General features: G+C 54.0%; 15 protein-coding genes and 1 tRNA gene. 4 read left to right on the plus strand and 12 right to left on the minus strand.

All coding sequences use genetic code 11. The features are described from left to right. Nucleotides 1–13 precede the first annotated feature (13 nt). On the plus strand, nt 14–694 hold the full coding sequence (locus tag BUB22_RS16565; protein WP_073113874.1) for a hypothetical protein: 681 nt from the start codon (nt 14–16) through the stop codon (nt 692–694). A gap of 79 nt (nt 695–773) precedes the next feature. Here the strand turns inward: BUB22_RS16565 and BUB22_RS03080 are convergent, their stop codons facing one another. Both BUB22_RS03080 and BUB22_RS03085 read right to left on the minus strand, forming a co-directional pair. Beyond that, nucleotides 774–2,510 (minus strand): hypothetical protein, encoded by a 1,737-nt coding sequence (locus tag BUB22_RS03080; RefSeq protein ID WP_139258686.1) that lies wholly within the window; start codon nt 2,508–2,510, stop codon nt 774–776. A gap of 95 nt (nt 2,511–2,605) precedes the next feature. Next, a complete protein-coding gene (locus tag BUB22_RS03085) occupies nt 2,606–3,508 on the minus strand; it encodes a tyrosine recombinase (RefSeq protein ID WP_073113876.1) in 903 nt (300 codons plus the stop codon). Between the two features lie 147 nt (nt 3,509–3,655). Between BUB22_RS03085 and BUB22_RS03090 the strand changes: the two genes are divergently transcribed. Then, nucleotides 3,656–3,728 (plus strand) — tRNA-Lys (locus BUB22_RS03090). Nucleotides 3,729–3,767: 39 nt separating this feature from the next. Here BUB22_RS03090 and trmFO read toward each other — a convergent pair. The 10 genes from trmFO to BUB22_RS03145 form a co-directional block, all read right to left on the minus strand. Beyond that, a complete protein-coding gene (gene trmFO, locus BUB22_RS03095; protein WP_073113877.1) occupies nt 3,768–5,096 on the minus strand; it encodes a methylenetetrahydrofolate--tRNA-(uracil(54)-C(5))-methyltransferase (FADH(2)-oxidizing) TrmFO in 1,329 nt (442 codons plus the stop codon). 57 nt (nt 5,097–5,153) lie between these two features. Next, the gene (locus tag BUB22_RS03100) at nt 5,154–5,609 is read right to left on the minus strand and encodes a hypothetical protein (protein ID WP_072812152.1); all 456 of its coding nucleotides are present in this window, start codon (nt 5,607–5,609) and stop codon (nt 5,154–5,156) included. A 10-nt stretch (nt 5,610–5,619) separates the two neighbouring features. Then, nucleotides 5,620–6,672, minus strand: a complete 1,053-nt coding sequence (locus BUB22_RS03105) for an IMP cyclohydrolase (protein WP_073113878.1) — start codon at nt 6,670–6,672, stop codon at nt 5,620–5,622. Nucleotides 6,673–6,996: 324 nt separating this feature from the next. Continuing rightward, nucleotides 6,997–9,732: a cellulase family glycosylhydrolase gene (locus BUB22_RS03115; RefSeq protein ID WP_073113880.1), complete on the minus strand. Its 2,736-nt coding sequence runs from the start codon at nt 9,730–9,732 to the stop codon at nt 6,997–6,999. 141 nt (nt 9,733–9,873) lie between these two features. Beyond that, entirely contained in the window at nt 9,874–10,695 is an 822-nt protein-coding gene (locus BUB22_RS03120; protein ID WP_073113881.1) for a NifU family protein, read from the minus strand. A gap of 285 nt (nt 10,696–10,980) precedes the next feature. Next, a complete protein-coding gene (locus tag BUB22_RS03125) occupies nt 10,981–13,320 on the minus strand; it encodes a DUF748 domain-containing protein (RefSeq protein WP_073113882.1) in 2,340 nt (779 codons plus the stop codon). A 19-nt stretch (nt 13,321–13,339) separates the two neighbouring features. Then, nucleotides 13,340–14,200 carry a YdcF family protein gene (locus BUB22_RS03130; protein WP_139258687.1) on the minus strand — a complete coding sequence of 287 codons (861 nt, stop codon included), beginning with the start codon at nt 14,198–14,200 and terminating at the stop codon, nt 13,340–13,342. An 11-nt stretch (nt 14,201–14,211) separates the two neighbouring features. Further along, the gene (locus BUB22_RS03135; RefSeq protein WP_073113884.1) at nt 14,212–14,709 is read right to left on the minus strand and encodes a GNAT family N-acetyltransferase; all 498 of its coding nucleotides are present in this window, start codon (nt 14,707–14,709) and stop codon (nt 14,212–14,214) included. Nucleotides 14,710–14,735: 26 nt separating this feature from the next. Next, nucleotides 14,736–15,488, minus strand: coding sequence for a tRNA (adenosine(37)-N6)-threonylcarbamoyltransferase complex dimerization subunit type 1 TsaB (gene tsaB / locus BUB22_RS03140; protein WP_073113885.1), 753 nt, complete (start codon nt 15,486–15,488; stop codon nt 14,736–14,738). 91 nt (nt 15,489–15,579) lie between these two features. Further along, entirely contained in the window at nt 15,580–16,614 is a 1,035-nt protein-coding gene (locus BUB22_RS03145) for a D-alanine--D-alanine ligase family protein (protein ID WP_073113886.1), read from the minus strand. Between the two features lie 151 nt (nt 16,615–16,765). Between BUB22_RS03145 and BUB22_RS03150 the strand changes: the two genes are divergently transcribed. Together BUB22_RS03150 and tgt are read left to right on the plus strand one after the other, a co-directional pair. Then, entirely contained in the window at nt 16,766–17,116 is a 351-nt protein-coding gene (locus tag BUB22_RS03150; protein ID WP_073113887.1) for a hypothetical protein, read from the plus strand. Between the two features lie 24 nt (nt 17,117–17,140). Then, a complete protein-coding gene (gene tgt, locus BUB22_RS03155) occupies nt 17,141–18,286 on the plus strand; it encodes a tRNA guanosine(34) transglycosylase Tgt (RefSeq protein WP_073113994.1) in 1,146 nt (381 codons plus the stop codon). Nucleotides 18,287–18,312: the final 26 nt, after the last annotated feature.

Below are 18,312 nucleotides of genomic sequence, written 5' to 3' on the forward strand. Positions count from 1 at the left end.
TTCATATGCAAATATGGTGCTTAACTCTGGTGCTGCAGGCTTTTCTCATCTTTATCAGAATGAAGATGGATCCTATGATGCAATTTGTGCTTCTAAAGATAGCGTGAAGTGCGATTTTTTGTATGCTAATGTTGTTGTCTCTAAAAAGATGAAGCCATCTGCTAAATATTGGCCAAGGAAATATGATTTCTTGATTGGCGAAGATTTTGGTGCAAAAGATGAACTTTCTGCATTGCTTGATTCGGTGTATGAAAAAGAAATCTATGTGAAGAAAAGTGTGCGAGATTCCTTGATATCCTTTGACATGTGTTACAAGGATGGATTTGCAGAACCTTGCGTCATGGACTCTGCTGTCGTGGAACATGTTCGTAAAGTTATAGAAAAAAGACTAGATACTTTGGTTTCTTTTACTTATCAGTATGGAAGTAGGAGCGCGGAACAATTCTTTGCAGGGAGCGTTTCCCGCAAACATCAATGTTATTCTAAAGATGGAATTCATTGCTCGGAGTTAATCGCTTTAGTTCGTTGGAACATAAAGAATTGGCAGATTGATACGTATTCTCTAGGTACATGTCGCTTTGATTTAGAAAATTTGAGTTATTCATGTCAGGATGTATTGGGAAGTGATGTGATAAGGCATGACGGATTGTCCATCTATAAGAAAGATGGTACGTTTGTGAGAAACGTGCCTTGATTTTGTCAACTACCATTCACAAAAAAGGAGCCGTTAGGCTCCTTTTCAATTTATTGATGGGACGATTCTGATTGTGGCCTTAATCGTCGTTTTCGTTGCCCGAGGGCTTAGCGCAGCGGTCTCTCGACCAGTTGGTCTGCTTGAAGCAGGCGCTTCTGGTGTAGCAACATCCGTTGGCGTTGCTAGCTGTTTTTTCGCATTCGCAAGCAATACCATCGTTGTTGCCATCAGCGTCAACAAGTTCGCCGCTAGCGCAGACCACCATAAATCCCTCACCATGGTAAACATTGTTGATGCAGGTCTGGAGGGTGTTGTGGCATAAGCCGAAGTAGGTTCCCAGGGCGTTGCACGATACGCGGCGCGTCTCGTTAGTAAGGTCGAATTCAAAATCTTCCACGCGTTCTTCAGGAGCGGAGACTGGTTTGTGATTCGTCCAGTTGTAGCCGTGAACTTCTTTCGCTGCCATCTTTTTACTAGGAATCAGGTCCTTCCATTTCTGTTTCGTCTCGAAACTCCTGAACGGCGGGTAGTCGGGGTCTTCGTCCTTGAGAATTTGTTTGCAACGTTCCTCGTTGTAGCAGGGGTTTGGATTGGAAGGCGCTCCGCCCATTGGCTCACCCCAGCAGGGATCACAATTCGAACATTGATCCGTGTCGCATTCGTTCTCCATCTTCTGTGGATCGGTGCCTTCTCTACAAGCGACGGGGCATTGGTAATACTCCTTGTCGAGCGGGTCGAACTTGTTATGGAGCCTTTCCCATTGCCCGTCGACGCACCTGTACATGATGGCGTTGTTGTTGATGTCGTTGTCGCACCTCAGTTCTCCGTTAAGGCATTCGCCGCAGATGGCCTTGTCGGTACGGCACGACTTGTTGCCGCATATGGAAACGGCCTTCTTGGCTTCGCCGGCGACGCATTCGTAGACGGTTCCCTTTCCTTCGTCATCGTTGGTGCATGTGTGTTCGTAGTTCGTGCACTCGCCGCAACCGTTGTCGCGTGGGTCGCAGGATTTCCCGTTACAGCTCTCGGTTACTTTCTTGCCCTTTTCGCAGTGGGTGACGGTCGCCTTGAAGTTCTTGTCTTCGGTACAGGTCTGTACGTCATTGAGGCATTCGCCGCAGTCCGTGCCCTCTTCGTTACAAGATACTGTGCCGCACGAGCGGTTCACGACGATTCCCTTCACGCATTCCTTGACAATGCCGATGCTTGCAGGGCTGTCGGAGCAGGTGCTCTTGTAGCTGTCGTCGCATTCGATTTCAACAGCGTCCTTGTTTGCGCATTCCTTGCTCTTGGTGTTGCAGAGAACGCCTTCGTCGCAAGTGGTTTCTTTACAGACGCAAGCCCCGTCTTTTGCCGTACCGCCAGATGCCTTGCACAAGTCGGCGAATGTGGTCGCGGTCGAGGAAGAACTGGCGGTGGAGTCTATGTCAGTTGGTTTGCTCTGGTTGCCGCAGACGCCTGTGATGGTGTTACAGACAGCACCGATATCGCAGAGTTCGCTCTTGCAGACACAGGCCCCATCTTTCGCGGTACCGCCGGAAGCCTTACACAGTTCCGTAAATTTATCGAGTTCCGCCTTGGTCATGGACGAGGAACTCGCAACGCTGCTAGAAGATTTTGCGGAACTGGATGAGACGGGGGTGGCAACAGGCGACCATTTCGCTTCGTGGCAGTAGTACTCCGCATCCTGTTCCTTGGCGTATACTGTATCGCCCTCGTTATCCTCGCCACATGTTCCGAGTTCGAAAATCGAGTTGACTTCCGTTATAACCTCGCGACCGGATGAATCATCGTCACCGCAGGCTATAAATGACATTGCGGCTCCGACAACGGCCACAAGGAAAAAAGAGAAAAAGGCTTTCCTCATAATTGACTCCTTTATTTTCCCATACAAAGTCAATTATAGTTTTTTTATCCAGAGGTAATGGAGCCATTTTCACGCGGATGATGCGCACGGTGTTCCTGCTTGATGAATTCCTTATCGATGTGCGTATAAATTTGCGTCGTACTGATGTCGGCGTGGCCTAGCAGTTCCTGCAGCACGCGCAGGTCCATGCCCGCCTCCAGGCAGTGCGTGGCAAAACTGTGCCGGAACGTGTGGGGCGAGACCTGCTTGGTCAGGTGCGCGGTATGCTGCTGCACGATTTTCCAGGCTCCCATGCGGGTCATGGGCTTGCCGCGGGAATTCAATATAACGTTGTCCGTAGTCGGGTGGGTGAGGGGGCGACCATCCTCAATCCAGGCCTTCAGATTCTCTTTGGCCTTGCTCCCGAGGGGCACCAGACGCTGCTTGTTGCCTTTCCCGATGGGGGTAAGCCATTCATTATCGAGATCGAGTTGCGAAAGCTTGATTCCGAGGGTTTCCGAGATGCGTAGCCCCGCGCTGTACATGAGTTCGAAAAGCGCCGTATCCCTCAGCGGGTTCTTGCCGTTTGCTGCGCTCTCGAAAACGCTGTCCACCTCCTCGCGGGTGAGGTACTGGGGGAGGTAGTGCCCGAGCTTGGGGCGTTCGAGCATCGATTCGGTGCTGTAGTCGTATTCGCCCACCCTCTGCATGTACTTGAGGAACCCGCGCAGGCTCGAAAAATGCCTCGCGATGGACGTGGGGGAGTATTCCACCTGCCCGGCGGTGAGCGTCAGGAATTCGTCCAGCTTTTCGGGGGTCAGGGCCTTCAGATCGAGCCCGATTTCGTCGAGCCAGCCTACAAAATGCCGCAAATCCTCCTGATAGCTCTGGATGGTGGCCGGAGAAAGGTTCCGTTCCACCCCCAAAAACGCCAGATAGGCATCTACACGGTTCGAATTGAGGCTCATATACGTGAAATATAGATATAAGTAGGCGTCCACTCTGAGCTGGGGCCTCTCCCGCGTACTTTTTTCTACTTTTCTTTTAAAAAAGAACCATCCCCCCTTGACAGCCGTCAAATTCTATTCTATATTTGACCCCGTCCAAGCGACAATGGATGATTAGCTCAGTTGGTAGAGCAGCTGACTCTTAATCAGCGGGTCGCAGGTTCGACCCCTGCATCATCCACGAAGACCTCTCCTAGCGGAGAGGTCTTTTTTGTGCTTTTTAGAATTTGCGTTCGGCAATCCACTGGCGGACGGCCTGCTCGGCTCGTGCAGCGAGGATTTCTTTCTTGTTCTTTTTCTTGAGGCCTTCGTGGTTGGGGAGGAGCCCGAAGTTGAAGTTCATGGGCTGGAAATCCTCGTTTTCTTCCACAAGGCGATTCATGAGCGATGCGATGCAGCTCTCGTTCGGGAGTGGGTCGGCATGCCCGTGCAGGATAGTCTGAGCCATGTTCCAGGCAGCATACCAGCCGGTGGCGACCGCCTCGGTGTAGCCTTCACTGCCGGTAATCTGGCCCGCAAACCATGTGGGCGGGATTCCCTGGGCGCAGGGGAGGTCTGGGCGCAGGCGCAAGGTCGCGTCCAGGAACTTGGGCGATTCGATAAACGTGTTCCTGTGCATGCAGCCGAGGCGGGCAAAACGGGCGTTCCGGAGGGCGGGAACCATCGTGAAGATTTCCTTCTGCGTGCCCCACTTGAGGCGCGTCTGGAAACCCACCATGTTGAAGAGCGTCTTCTGCTTGTTTTCGGCGCGGAGCTGGATTACCGCGTACCACAGGTGACCGTTATTGCCCAAGCCAAGCCCGATGGGGCGCATGGGGCCGTGACGGAGCGTCTCGTAACCGCGGCGGGCCATTTCTTCGACGGGCAGGCAGCCCTCGAACAGTTCGTTCTTCTCGAAGGGACGCGGCTCCACGGCTTCGGCCTCGCACAGCTTGCGTACAAACTCGGCGTAGGTTTCCTTGTCCAGCGGGCAGTTGATAAAGTCCGCCGTTTCGCCCTTTTCCCAGCGGTTCATGTAGAAGGCGTGGTCAAAGTCGATACTGTCAGTCTCTACCACAGGGGCGATGGCGTCGAAGAAATGGAGGCGCTCGCTCCCCAGGCGCTTGAAGATATCGTCGGCGAGCGCGTCGCTGGCCAGCGGCCCCGCCGCAACGAGGGTAGGGCAGTCGCCTTCAAGGCTCGTGACTTCTTCGCGGTGGAGCGTTATGTTCGGGCTCTCCGCAATCTTTTTTTCCACAGATTCGCTGAAGATATCGCGGTTCACGGTCAAGGAATCGCCTGCGGGTACGGCCGCCTCACGGGCGCTATCCAGCAGAAAGCTCCCGAGCATCGTGAGTTCCTGTTTTAAAAGCCCGTGTGCGCTCGTGACGCCCAGCGCCTTGAAGCTGTTGGAACAAACTAACTGCGCCAGGTGACCGTCCTTGTGGGCGGGAGTGTTCTTGACCGGGCGCATCTCGTACAGGTCTACCTTGAAACCACGGCTTGCCAGTTGCAAAGCCGCCTCGCAGCCCGCAAGCCCACCACCTATGACACGAACTTTATAGGTCATTCTTCCTACTAAATCCTTTCGTCTTTCGTCTGTAGGACCGTAGGTCCGTTCTTTCGTCTAATTGGCCACGACTTTCCGGTAGCTTTTCGCGTTGCCTATCCAGAGCTTCACGAGCAGTTCCTCGAGCGAGGCGGTAGACACGCATTCCGGGTCGGCATCCTGGATTTCGTCCGAAATCAGGTTCGCCTGCGTCAGGTTGAGCATCCCGTAGTACATCGCTTCCATCAGTTGCGACGCGAACTTCGGGGAAATGTTCGCCACGTAGTCCATGTCGTTGAGCGGCGGCAACTGCTTGTTGTCGGGGCTGAACTGGTCGAGGTTGTCCATCGTCCACATATCGGCGGCCTTGCCCATGTCGGGCGTAGGCGCAATCTTCAGGAGCTTTTCCTTGTATTCGCGCCACTCGACATCGGTCGTGCGGCCTGCCTTGCGGACAGACTTCAAGAAGGAGAGGACCGCGTAGTAGAGGTCCTTTTCCTTCTGGTTCGTTTCTTTCTGCGACACGGGAGGCATACGCAAACCCTTAGTGGCGGAAGTGCCTCATGCCGGTGAACACCATGGCAACGCCAAGCTTGTCGCAGGCTTCGATGGAGAGGTTGTCTTTCTTGGAGCCACCCGGTTGCACGATGTACTGGACGCCAGCCTTGGCAGCGGCTTCCACGTTGTCCGGGAACGGGAAGAAGGCGTCGGAGCCCATCACGACTTCGCTGAACACCTTCTTTTCCAGAGCCTTGAGACCGGCCTTGTCGATGCACTTGCCCTTTTCGTTGAAGAACTTCTGGGCAGCCTTCATGCGGGCCACGTTGTCACGGACGCGGGGCTGGCAGAGGCGGAGGTTAGAGTCAATGCGGTTCGGCTGGCCGGGGCCAAGGCCGATGACCTGGAAGTAACCGCGGGCATATTCGTAACCCATGACGATGGCGTTAGACTTCGTGTGCTTGGTCACGATCCAAGTGAAGCGGGCGAGGGCTTCCTTGTTCTTTGCGAACTTCTTCTTGGTGACGCATTCGAACTTTTCGTAAACGTCCACGTCGCGGTCCTGAACCAGCATGCCACCGATCACGTGCTTATAGACCTTGCAGCGGGTTGCCTTCTTGATCTTGCCCACTTCAAGGAGACGAATGTCCTTGGACTTGTTCTTCAAAAATTCCAGAGCGTCCTTGTCGAATGCCGGGGCGAGAAGGATTTCGACGAACTTGCCCTTCAGGAATTCGGCGGTTTTCAAGTCCACCTTCTTGGTAACGGCGATCACGGAACCGAAGGCCGACACCGGGTCGCCTTCCCAAGCGGCTTCCATAGCGTTGCGCAGGGTCTTGCCGGTAGCGAGTCCGCACGGGTTCATGTGCTTCACGATAACGACCGCATTGTCGTCGCAGAATTCGCGGGCCATTTCCAAGGCGGCGTCGGCATCCACGATGTTGTTGTAAGAAAGTTCCTTACCCCAGAGCTGCTTTGCGGTGGCGAGGCTTGCTTCGGTGCAGGTCGGGTCGCGGTAGAACACAGCGGACTGGTGGGAGTTTTCACCGTAGCGCATCGGCACGGGGTCAACGAATTTCAAAACGAGTTCTTCGGACATATGTTTTCCTTTGAGTAAATCCTTTTTCCAAAGAAAAATATAGAAAAAAGGATTCTTTTTATAACACCTAAGGTATGAACTATATGCAGGAGGGGCCCCAGCTCGGAGTTGCGAAGGCCGCACGGGCCCCTCCCTGCACCCTCCTCATCCTTGGCCGACGCCTTCCATTTATAAGACAGTTTATTTCTATTAAAGAGATGAATTTGCTGTTTTTTCTCAAATACAAAAATGTTTATTGCATGCAAAAAAAACCTGGCAGCGGGGCCAGGGATTTTTGATGGTTACTAGAATCACTGAATAAAATTCAATGATTCTGGTTCGGAATTACTTGAGCGTAATGCGGGCGGACTTGACTGCGCTGCCGGCCTGCACGCGGACGATGTAGCTGCCTGCCGTCAGGTTCTCGAGAGAAACCGCGTGGGCACCAGCCTGCATGTTCTCGGAGACGCTCTTGACGGAGTGGCCGGTCATGTCGAACACCTGGACCTTCACATAACCCGCCTTAGCGACGGAAATGTTAAGGCTAGAACCCTGAGCGGCAAGCTTGATGCCGGCGGCAGCGTTATTGGCGTAAGACTTAATGCCAATAACCTGGTCGACGCACTTCAGGTCATCTACGTAGAGGAAGTTGTATTCCGGCTGGAACACGTCGGAGTAGCCGAGTGCGCCGATGACTTCCCAAGACATCTTCTTGATGTTCTTCCAATTCAGTTCGACCTGGGTTTGGGTCCAGCTCGGCTGCTTGAAATCGGCCTGGGCAATGGTCACCTGAGTCCATTCGGCTGCATCGAGCAACTTCTTGTTGTGGAACGCGAAGTCCAAAACTTGGCCATCCTGGAGCTTGATGGTGTGTGCGGCACCCTTGTAGCGGTAGCTGAGTACCGGACAGGCGCTCAGGTCGATACCCTTGGAGGTGTCAGCGTTGGTGTTAAGGCCGAGGGCGACAAATGGGTCGAACGTGAGCGAGCCATCACCCCACTGAATACCTTCCATACCGACAAAACCCATAGAGCCGTTTGTCGCATCCTTGGTTCCCGGGAATACAACGACGTAGCCCGGAAGGGCCGGATCGTAGACGTTAGTAATCTTGGATTCGCCACCAGATTCATTATCGGTGTAGGCGTACCACGTACCGGTCGTGTTGAGCACTTCGTCACCATCTTCGACGTCATCGAGAATGGCGAGGTCGGTAATCACGACAGAAGATACCGGCGGAACATAGGCGGAAGAAGAACTGACAGGAGCAATGCCACTAGAGCTAGACTTACCACCCTTGCTGGAGCTGGACTTGCCCGAAGAAGAAGATGTCGGATTGTCATTACCACCGTTATTGTCAGAAATGGCGGTAATGCTCATGCCGTCACAGCGTACGTCGTCCACGTAAAGGTAGTTGTACTTCGGCTGGTTCTGGGCATCCGGAACGTTGAGTACGCCCTTGACTTCCCAGGCGAGGCGCATGACCTTGTCGAGGCCCTTGTCCTTAAGGTTGAAGTGCTTGTCGTTGTCGCCCCAGTCTTCCTGGTTGAACTGGTCCCAAGTGAGTTCGACTTCCTTCCAGTCTTCGGAAGCGTCCTTGTTCACATGGTGGAAGTTCCAGTTAGTCACAAGAGACGTTTCAAGACGGAAGTTATGGCTTGCGCCCTTGAACTTGTAGCTGATGGACTTGCAGGACTTCATGTTGAACACGGTGGTGTCCTTCGTGAGGTTCAGACCGAGGTCAGCATACGGAGCGTATTCGTAAGTTCCCTTGGCAAGCTTGATGCCCTTGAGGCCAACCATGTACTTGGAGGTGTTCTTACCACCATCGGAAGGCATAAGCACGTCGTAAACTTCTTTACCGAAATCGTTTTCCCACTTGGCGTTTGTAAGAGAAGACTGGCCAACACCATTGGAGCCGCTTTCATTGGCATCGGTCCAAGCAGACCAGAAACCACCCGTGTAGGCATAGCGGTCGTTGTCTTCCATATCGTCGATAAGGTCCGTCTTGGCGCCGTTGGCCACACCTGTGGAGTAGCCACTGCTGCCAGAGCTGCTGCCGTTCTGGAGGCCACAATCCTTGTAAGAGGCGTTCTTGTTCATCCAGCCCTTGACCATGCTGCCGGAAGCGGAGTAGGATAGACCTGCATCGATGTTAATCTTGTTAAATGCAGCAGAACCTTCGTTCACGCCCGAAGCAGACCAGTTGGCCCAAGAAACCTTGTTCTGGTTCATCCAGTCAATCCAGGCCTGGCTAGCACTCTGGTTAGCACCACCGTTACCATTGGCGTTGACAGTTCCCCATTCGGAAGCGAACACGGGAACGTTATTGCTCATGGCTTGGTTTGCACGGCTAGAGTAATCGCCGCTCGCTGAATGTGAATCGGCATAGAAATGGAGCGTACAAGCGAAATTCTTTTTGCTGTCATTAATGCCACCTGTTGCACACTGCTCGGGATGGCTGGACCATTCCGGGCTACCTACAAGCACCAGGTTGTCGGAGTATTTACGGATAGCGTTAATCACGGTATTAGCATGGGAAGCGACCGTGCCCATGCTTGCGCCATCCTTAGGCTCATTCCACACTTCGAAAATAACGTTGTTGTACTCGCCGTACTGCTGGGCGGCGTATTCAAAGAACTTGACAGCATCGCTAGTGTAGCCGTTCCCACTTTCGATGTGCCAGTCGATAATCACGTAGATGTCGTTGTCGATGGCGGCGTTTACCACGTTCTTGAGGTAGGCTTTCTGCAAATCCTCGCCACCGGTGATGTAGCCACGGCCCTTGTCAAAGTCATTGCTCACGCCCATAGCAAAGCGGATAACTTCGATACCCATGTCCTTCACCATGAGGTTCACAGCCTTTTCGGTATAGAATGCCGTGGCACTATCTGCAGCGGAACTCCAGAAAAGGCTCATGCCCTTCACCTGCACGGCAGAATTCTGGTATTGCGGGCAAGTGCCGGAGAGCTTACCGCCGTTAGCCTTGAGTTCACCGTACGTGCTGACAGGGCCAACACGGCTTGCACTGATGGCCATGGCAGATACTGCAGCCATGCCGAGAATTGCAAGAATCTTTTTCATTTGACATCCTCTGATTTTTTGGTTTACACCATCCCGGCCTAAAAATAACTTTATATGGTAAAAATGCATGTAATATTTGTAAAACACGCAAAAAACGCGGTTTTTGACCGCTTTGGATAATATTATTTTACACGATTTAGGCTAGAAAAGGCTTGCAGGAGGATTGTTGTCGTCGAGGCCGGGGAGGTTCGGGTTCGGCGCGATGTTGTCGAGCGGATCCTCGGGTTCCACAATCAGGTTGTAGTACACGTTGTTCTTGAGTTCGTCCTCGATGTAGAACAGCGTGCCACCCATCGCAGAACCGCAGCCTGCACACGCCCCCTGGTAACGAATCTTGAGGCGGTTGTCATCCGTGAGATCGAGTATTTCCACGTCTCCGCCGTCGCCCTGCAGCATGCCGCGCACGGACTGGTGCAGCCAGGCCTCGATCTTCTCGATTTTCTCGTGCTTCGCGAGCGCATTCCATTCGGCGTCGGCTTCGGCGCGGCCTTCGGCGGTCTGCGTGCGGTACTTGATACGCTCCATCTTCTCGCGCACCAAGATGGCGGTCGCCTTCTTTTCGGGGTAGGCTTCCAGGACCTTCTTGATGAGCGTGTTCATCTGGCCAATCTCGGGCGCATTTGCCGGAATGGCGGGGGAGTCGGGGTTATCGCGGAGTTCTTGTTCCAGGCTCTCGGCGGTAATCGCGCACGCTTCCTCGATAGTCACCATCTGGATTTTCTTGCAGAAGGTATCGGCGAGGGCGGTGAATATGGGGCCGCCGTATGTGAAGAAGCGCGTTTCCAGAATTTTGTCGCATTCGGGGTCAACCATCAGGTAGACCTTCAGGCTCGATTCCTTCGCGTCGACAAGGGCAAGCCCCTTCTCGTCGGCTTCAATCTGGAAAATTGCCCCGCGGTACTTGGGGGCCTTTGCAATCTCTTGAACCTTGCTGGAGAGGTTCGCGCACAATTCTTCACTCATAGCGCGGGTAAATTTAGCAAAATGGCGAGCGCCGCGGCAAAAGTGTGCAAGGCGAGAAAGCGCAAAAACTTGTTTTTGCATTTTCGAGCCGTAGCCACGGACGTCGTAGACGTCAAAAAAATTTTTTTTGACATGGCCGAGCCTAGCTAAATGCGTGCAAATTGAGTGCCGCAGGTAATGTTTACATTACCTATGGCCGAAATGCAGCCGCATGGCATCGCAGATGCCAAATGCGCTCGGAACGAGCGCCAATTTAGAAAAGTTACAAGTTAAAACCCAGAACTTTTACTGCACGTCGACGGTAACCTTGTACATTGCCTTCCCGCGATGGCTCGAAAGCTGGTTCGCCGGGGCAGTAATGACCTTGATGTTCTTCTTGGTCACGCCGCTCTGCTGCGAGAGAACCTTCAGCAAGTCCTGGTTCCTGCCCTCGGCGAGGGTGGAAAGTTCCTTGCGGAGCGCCTTCACGTCGAGCTTGTCGCCGTTTTCCTTCACGTAGGCAACAAAGCCCTCGTCGCTGTCGCTCATTTCGGCAATGGCCCGCTCGTCGAGTTCGGTCAGATTCTCCTTGCCGTGCGTCTTCTTGTAGTATTCCGTCTTGAGTTTTACGGTGCGGTAGGCTTCCGTAGTCTTGCGCACGTTGTAGAGTTGCGTGAACACGAGCTTCAGGTTCTTGTCCTTCGAGAGCGCTTCCGTCATCTTGGACGCCTTCGCGTACTGCTCGCTCGTGAATGTCTTGGCCGTCGCATCGATGATGATTTCGTCGTTCTTGCCCAGGTCAAGCCCGATGGCTCCCGCGCCGGTAGAGGCGAGGTTACCCACAATCTTGAGCGGGGAGAGGGCCACCTTGATAAGCAGGTTCATCACCGTCTTCCAGATAATCTTGCCCACGGAGAACTGCGGGTCCTTCAGGTTGCCGTGTACCGGAATATCGAACTGAATCTTGTCGTCCTTATCCTTCAAGATGTACAGGCCCACCTTCATGGGCACCATAAATTCAGGGTTCGAATTCGGGTCCTTGTCCGCAACATCGATGTTGTAGATGTCGATGGTGTTCTTGCTGTCGAGTTCAAAATCCTTTATCTTGTTCTCGCTCGCAAAGGCAAGCGTGCCGGCGCTGAGCGGGTAGCCCGTGTAGTGGTGGCTGTAGTTGCTGAAGTGCTTCAGGGCGAGGTTCTTCACGCTCACGTAGGCATCCATCGTGCCAATATTGCTGAGCGCTCCCTTGTATTTCACGTTCAGGCTTCCGCCGTCGGGGAATGCCGCCTTCACGTTGATGGAACAGGGTGTATCGTAGTTGATGTTCGAGCCGAGCACCGTAATCCCGCTCACCGTGTAGTTAAACGGCCTGGTGATGGAATGGTCGGTCGCGCTCACCTTCGTGTTCTGCAAAAGAAGTTTGTTGATCTTTGCCTTGAGCGGCTTGGACTTTTCGGCAGGCGCAGTTTCTTCCTTCGCCTTGGTGACGGTAGAATCGGGTGCATCGCCAAGCACTAGTTGCTGGTCGGCCGCAAGCTGCGCGCTATCCGGCTCATCGGCGGAACCCTTCTTCAACAACACGTCGATATTCGTCTTACCGTTCTTGTACAGGTCAAGGTGCGCAAAGGCACCGTCTACCACCACAGAATCCACCACGTAGTTGTTCTCGTTGATGTTCGCCTTGCCAATACCCACGCCCACGTGGTTCACGCCGAGCGTACGCCCGCTCGTTTCGGTAAGCACGACGCTATCGAGCGATACGGTGCCCTTGATATCCGAAGAGAGAATGTCGTTCAGGTTGCCCGCCATGTTCACGGCCACAGAGAGCGTGCCTGTAAAGTCCTTGTAGTTGATAAAGTCGTTCAGGTACGGCTTTCCGCAGGCAAGTGCAAAGTCCTTGAGGTTCACGTCAAGCTTAAAGTCGTTTGTCGCCGCGTTCGCTTCCACCTTCACATTCAGGTCACCACCGTCGGCAAACTTGAGGCTTAAACCCACGTCGGTCTGCTTGTTGCTCAGGTACACCGCAGGGATATTGAGCGAAAAGTCCTGCAGATGAATCTTGGAACCGACCTTCGTATCCTGGTAAATGATGTTGCCCTTCTCGAACACGATGTTCTTTACGGAAATGTTGAAGGGGAGGCCTTCCGCAATCTCGGCCGCATTCACCATGCCCGCAGAATCCACGCTTGCCGTATCGGCCTTCGCAGTAGCGGAATCGGCCGCAGCCACGCCAGCAGCGGAATCGAGCGCCGTAGAATCGCCCTTCGCAAGGAACTCAATGATGTCGGTAAAATTGAAGCGGTCCTCGTGCTGGAGCACTCGCGCGTACAGGCCCTTCAGGTAGATTTCGCTCACCGAGGCCGTACCCGTAAGCATATCGAACGGGTCCACATTCACGCGGAATTTCTCAAACGACACGAACGGAGTCTCGCCATCCTTCTCGAACACAGCAAGGCTGTCGATGCTCAGCGTAAACGAGAACGGATCGAGCGAGATGCTCTCGATAGCGACCTTGCGCCCGATGAGGTCCTCGGAGTTGTTGACGATATAGCCCCTTACAATTCCAGGAGCGAACTTGAGCGCGGCAATCACGAGAATGAGTAGAGCCGCAATTACGATGCCTGTTATCTTGAGTGCCTTTTTCATAATAACCAATTTAACAAAGTTATTTTAAGTTGTTCGTGTTTGCCTGGGAACTAGAAGTAGCCTGGGCGGAATCGCCCGCAGGGGCAGGTACCGCAACAGTGTCGCGGGGGAGTTCCTTTTCAGGTTTTTCCTCGCTCTTTTGCAGGTTAAAGAGGTCAATGACGGGTTCATCCTTCTCCTCTTCGGCGATGGAACGAATTTTTGAGAAATACGTTGAATCAGCCTCGGTGAAGGGGTGCGTACCCATCAGGTCAAAGAAGGAATGCGCATAGGCAAACCATTCGCGCAGCCAGCTCTTGCGCGACTCGCGGTTGAAAATCCAGGCATCGGCGATATACTGCTGCTTGTAACCAATATCTGCGGTAACGTACACGGGACTATCACCCGAAAGCGTCTCGAAAATGCGCTTCGCCCTGCGGGTGGCCGGAGCCGCCGTAACCAGAAGGACCGTATCCGCCTTGTGTTTCTTGAGCCAGGGAATAATCGTGCATGCCTCACTCAGCGTGGAAGGGTCATCGTGACGGACAAGGAAAATAGTGGCGGGGTTGAACTTGCCGAGGCGCATGAAGTCTTCGGCGTAAAAGTCCACGTTGCTCTTGTCGCGGTAGACGCGGCGCCCGAGGATAAGCACGGAATCGACTTTCCCTTGAGCCTTCAGGTCTGCCACGTAGTCATTCCTTTCCATGTTCGCGGATTGCCCGTCAAGAATCACTGCCCAGGTGGCGTGTTCGAACTCGTCATTGACCACGAGCCACTTGCCGCTCTTTTCCACAACGACATAGATGGCGGCCAACAAGCAAAATACCACGACTATAATCGCACCCAGAACCTTGCGGCTCCTTTTGCGCGTATTCTTGTCCTGCATCAGAATCTTAGTCACGAGTACATCCTTTATTTTGATTTCTGATAAAGTATTGCGTTTTCACCGTCGGCATAGTACTTCTTGCGCTCTGCGTATGGCTCGAAACCATGCTTCTCATAGAAGCGGCGGGCTTTTGTATTGCCTTCGCGGACCTCGAGGAACATTTTATCGCCTTTTGCGAAATCGAGATGCGCAAGGCCCGCGTTCAATAGCGCCGTGCCGATTCCTGCGCGCTGGTGCGACGCGTTTGCGGCGATGCTCAGAAGTTCGCTGTCCGGCCCCATCAGGTGGAAGACTGCATAACCCAATATATCCTTGCTGTCATTCTGGAGGGGCGAAGCCCCGATAGAATCACGGGAATCTTCGTTGGTGTTAAACTGCGCCGCTTCCTCGTAAACGACGCACAGGGCGTAGTCCGCCGTGATTTCTGCAATAAACTGCCGCTCGTTCCAGTCCTGGAAGGCAAGCGCCTTCTGGATTTGAAGCACCTGCGGCAAGTCATCTATTTTCATTTCGCGAACGGGCATCGGCAAACCTTCCGCAAGCCCGCGGGCTACGATTTCAACTTTTCGAAATAGGACGGCTGAATGTAGTTCGCTTCCTGAATGAGCGACGGCTTTACGGTACTGAACAGCGGGGCCCACATGTCGAGAGGCTTGCCCGTATCGAGCGAAACACTTGCGCCAATCTCTGCAAAGGCGGCCTTGAGCGCTTCGTCTTCCTGCGCGGGGGCGTCCGCGACAATCGCCTTGACTTTCGCGTTCTTGATGCGTTCGATAACCTCGGGCGTCTCGATGAAAAATTCCTCGCCGTTCAGCCTCATGTACCAGAACCCGGTGCGCGCGCGGATAACAACCGCAATCTCGGCGCATTCCTTGCCCGCGACAACACCTGCGGGGGCCGGCATCTCGGGTGCTTTGCCCGCGGCATCGGTACACGCAAGTGTATTGTCCGCGGCATCGTGCGCAAAACATGCGAGCGCCTGCAGGGTCGTGACCCCGTAGAGTTCGCGCTTCCCGCTGAAGCAAAGCCCCTGGCAGAATGCCACTCCGGTCCTGAGCCCGCTGAAAGAGCCGGGCCCGAGCGTCACCATCACGCGCTTTACGTCATCGAGAGTCGCGCCCACGCGCGTGAGCAGCGTGTCGAGCGATTCCCCGAGAATTTCCCCGCGGGCCTCCGTGTTCACGATTTCCTCGTAAACGCGAGCGCTTGCATCCGTAGTTCGCGCATTCACAGGCTGGCCGCTGGTCGCAACCGCCATCGAGATGCCCTTCCGGGAAGTATCTACGTATAAGTCAATAGTCATTGGTCAATAGTCATTGGTCATTAGTCAATGGTTATTAGAATCGTCATCCTGAGGCCCTTCGACAAGCTCAGGGAAAACTCCGTCGAAGGATCTACCGCTTGATTGCTAGGCTCTTGTCGATAATCATGTCAATGAGCTGGCTGTAGGTAATGCCGTTGCAGGCCGCCTGAGCCGGGAGAATCGACGTGGGAGTCATGCCTGGGAGCGTGTTCGTCTCGATGGCGAAGAGTTCGCCGTCCTTCGTAATGCGGACGTCCGTACGGCTGTAGCCTGCGCCGCCGAGGGCGTAGTGGGCGTTCTTCACGAGTTCCTGAATGCGGGCGGTGAGTTCCGGCGCGAATTCCGCGGGAGTCACTTCCTGGCATTCCCCGTTGTACTTCGCTTCGAAGTCGAAGTATTCACGGGTCGTCATTCGCATCTCGGTGGGCGGGAGCGGCTTTTCGCCTTCAATGTATCCGCAGCTCGCTTCGCCGCCGGCAATAAACTTCTCGCACAGCAGGCGGTTGGAATCCTTGAACAGGTCCTGCGCAATCTTTCCGGCTTCGTCGAGATTCTTGGCGATGCCAATGCCGATGGAGGAGCCGCCCAGCGGGTCCTTGATCACGAGCGGGAACCCGAGTTCGTCGGCGACGCTCACGAGCGTATCGCCCGTAAAGTCGTGCTTCCAGATGACGCGGTACGGCGGGGTCGGGATGCCGTTCGCGCGGTAGATTTCCTTGGACTTGATCTTGTCCATCGCGAGTGCAGAAGCGAGAAGCCCGCAACCCGTGTACGGGATGCCCCAGTTCTCGAGCATCGCCTGGATGTGACCATCTTCGCCCCACTTGCCGTGCAGTGCCAAAAACGCGATGTCGGCAGCCGGGAGTTCGGAAAGGGCAGGGGACTTCTTGGAGCAGGCGGCCGTGCCTTCGAGGCTACGGAAGTAGTTCACCGAGAAGTTGTCCTTCTGGTACGGGGAAAGTTCGCGGGCGGACCAGTGCCAGGTGCCGTCCTTGTCAATCAAAACGGGGTGGATATTGTAGCGTTCCGGATTCATGGCGCGGACAACACCGGTGCCACTCACTACGGAAACATCGTGCTCGGTGGACGGGCCACCCATCAGGACCAATACGCGTAAGCGGGACATAAAAACCTCTTTGTGAATTATATGCTTTAATTATAGTAAAACGCCGGTACGAGGCCGACGCCAAAGAACCATATTTAGGATTGTTTATCGTGTTAAAAAATCGCTACATAATATGTAAAAATTTGTAGTTTATAAGGTAACGGATAATACGATGAAAATTGAACGCAAAAAAGTCGAAAGCGTGGGCGAGTTTAGCCCCAAGACCAAGGCGACACTTGCCGCCCTTTTGGGGCTTTCCGCGGCATTGTCCGTTCCGGCGGAGCCTCAGGGTAGCGATGCAGTTATTCCTACGCCCCCGACGGATTCAACAAATGCAATTACACAAGATTCTACCGTTTCTTTAGAGAAGGATTCGACATCCTCTGAATCAGGAAATTATGATTGGAGCGAATCTCCCTTAGGGGGCATTATGGAAGATTCTTATGATGAAGAACTCACCGATGAAGAAATAATTAATAATGCTATTGATGCAGCACTCGAACGGAATTATTTCAGGCGATGAATTTCTAGATTCGTTGATGTGGGTATATCATTGAATCAGAATCCCTTCGAACTCATAAAGACAAGCGACAAGAGCAAGGCCCGCCGCGGTCGGCTCCACACGGCGCATGGCGTCGTGGAAACACCGATTTTTATGCCGGTGGGCACTCTTGCGAGCGTGAAGGGGCTTTCGTCGCGGGACCTGCGCGAAATGCAAGCGCAGATCATTCTCGCGAATACGTACCACCTGTACTTGCGCCCAGGCACCAAGCTGATTGCCGAAGCGGGCGGCGTGCAAAAGTTCATGGGCTGGAACGGCCCCATGCTTACGGACAGCGGCGGATTCCAGGTCTGGAGCCTCAAGGATTTTCGCCACATTACCGAAGATGGAGTGGAATTTAAGAGTCTGCTGGACGGCAGCCGCCACAAATTCACGCCCGAATCCGTGATGCAAGCCCAGCGCGAAATCGGGGCCGACATCATCATGGCCTTTGACGAATGTACGCCTTATCCGAGCACGCCCGAGGAGGCCTCGCACTCGCTGGACCTGACGCTCAAATGGACCCGCCGCGCCATAGACTGGCTCAGCGAAAATCCGCCACTCCACGGCTACCCGCAATTCTTTTTCGGGATTGTGCAGGGCGGCATGCACAAGGAACTCCGCAAAAAGTCCATCGACGCGCTTAAGGAACTTGGCCCCGACGGTTACGCGATGGGCGGCCTTTCCGTAGGCGAACCCGTAGAAACCATGTACGAGATTGCGGATTTTTGCACAAACTACTTGCCCGAGGACCGCGCCCGCTACGTGATGGGGGTGGGCACGCCCTGGAACCTGCTTTCGCTTATTGCCCGCGGGGTCGACATGTTCGACTGTATTTTGCCCGCGAAAAACGCGCAGGACGGCCTCGTTTATACCAGCAGGGGAGTGCTTCGTTACAAGAACGCCAAGTTCGCGCACCAGCACGATGCGCCGCTGGACCCGGAATGCGACTGCTACTGCTGCCGGAACTACACGCGCGCCTATGTGCGCCACCTGTTCAAGACCAAGGAATCCCTCGGCTGGACGCTTTCCACCATTCACAACCTGCATTTTTACCTGCACCTGATGCAACAGGCCCGCGACCACATTGAAGCCGGTGATTTCGAGGAATGGTCCGCACAAATAATCCCGCAACTCCAGCAGGAAGCTTAAATCCACACCTTAAGCCGTAAAAAATT

Origin of the sequence: Fibrobacter sp. UWCM, from assembly GCF_900129735.1 — a bacterium.
GTDB lineage: Bacteria > Fibrobacterota > Fibrobacteria > Fibrobacterales > Fibrobacteraceae > Fibrobacter.

What these genes read in the sequence shown, in the direction of transcription:
- BUB22_RS16565 (WP_073113874.1), top strand. Translation starts at nt 14, where the DNA reads ATGGTGCTTAACTCTGGTGCTGCAGGCTTTTCTCATCTTTATCAGAAT.
- BUB22_RS03080 (WP_139258686.1), bottom strand. Translation starts at nt 2,510, where the DNA reads ATGTCATTTATAGCCTGCGGTGACGATGATTCATCCGGTCGCGAGGTT.
- BUB22_RS03085 (WP_073113876.1), bottom strand. Translation starts at nt 3,508, where the DNA reads ATGAGCCTCAATTCGAACCGTGTAGATGCCTATCTGGCGTTTTTGGGG.
- trmFO (WP_073113877.1), bottom strand. Translation starts at nt 5,096, where the DNA reads ATGACCTATAAAGTTCGTGTCATAGGTGGTGGGCTTGCGGGCTGCGAG.
- BUB22_RS03100 (WP_072812152.1), bottom strand. Translation starts at nt 5,609, where the DNA reads ATGCCTCCCGTGTCGCAGAAAGAAACGAACCAGAAGGAAAAGGACCTC.
- BUB22_RS03105 (WP_073113878.1), bottom strand. Translation starts at nt 6,672, where the DNA reads ATGTCCGAAGAACTCGTTTTGAAATTCGTTGACCCCGTGCCGATGCGC.
- BUB22_RS03115 (WP_073113880.1), bottom strand. Translation starts at nt 9,732, where the DNA reads ATGAAAAAGATTCTTGCAATTCTCGGCATGGCTGCAGTATCTGCCATG.
- BUB22_RS03120 (WP_073113881.1), bottom strand. Translation starts at nt 10,695, where the DNA reads ATGAGTGAAGAATTGTGCGCGAACCTCTCCAGCAAGGTTCAAGAGATT.
- BUB22_RS03125 (WP_073113882.1), bottom strand. Translation starts at nt 13,320, where the DNA reads ATGAAAAAGGCACTCAAGATAACAGGCATCGTAATTGCGGCTCTACTC.
- BUB22_RS03135 (WP_073113884.1), bottom strand. Translation starts at nt 14,709, where the DNA reads ATGCCCGTTCGCGAAATGAAAATAGATGACTTGCCGCAGGTGCTTCAA.
- tsaB (WP_073113885.1), bottom strand. Translation starts at nt 15,488, where the DNA reads ATGACTATTGACTTATACGTAGATACTTCCCGGAAGGGCATCTCGATG.
- BUB22_RS03145 (WP_073113886.1), bottom strand. Translation starts at nt 16,614, where the DNA reads ATGTCCCGCTTACGCGTATTGGTCCTGATGGGTGGCCCGTCCACCGAG.
- BUB22_RS03150 (WP_073113887.1), top strand. Translation starts at nt 16,766, where the DNA reads ATGAAAATTGAACGCAAAAAAGTCGAAAGCGTGGGCGAGTTTAGCCCC.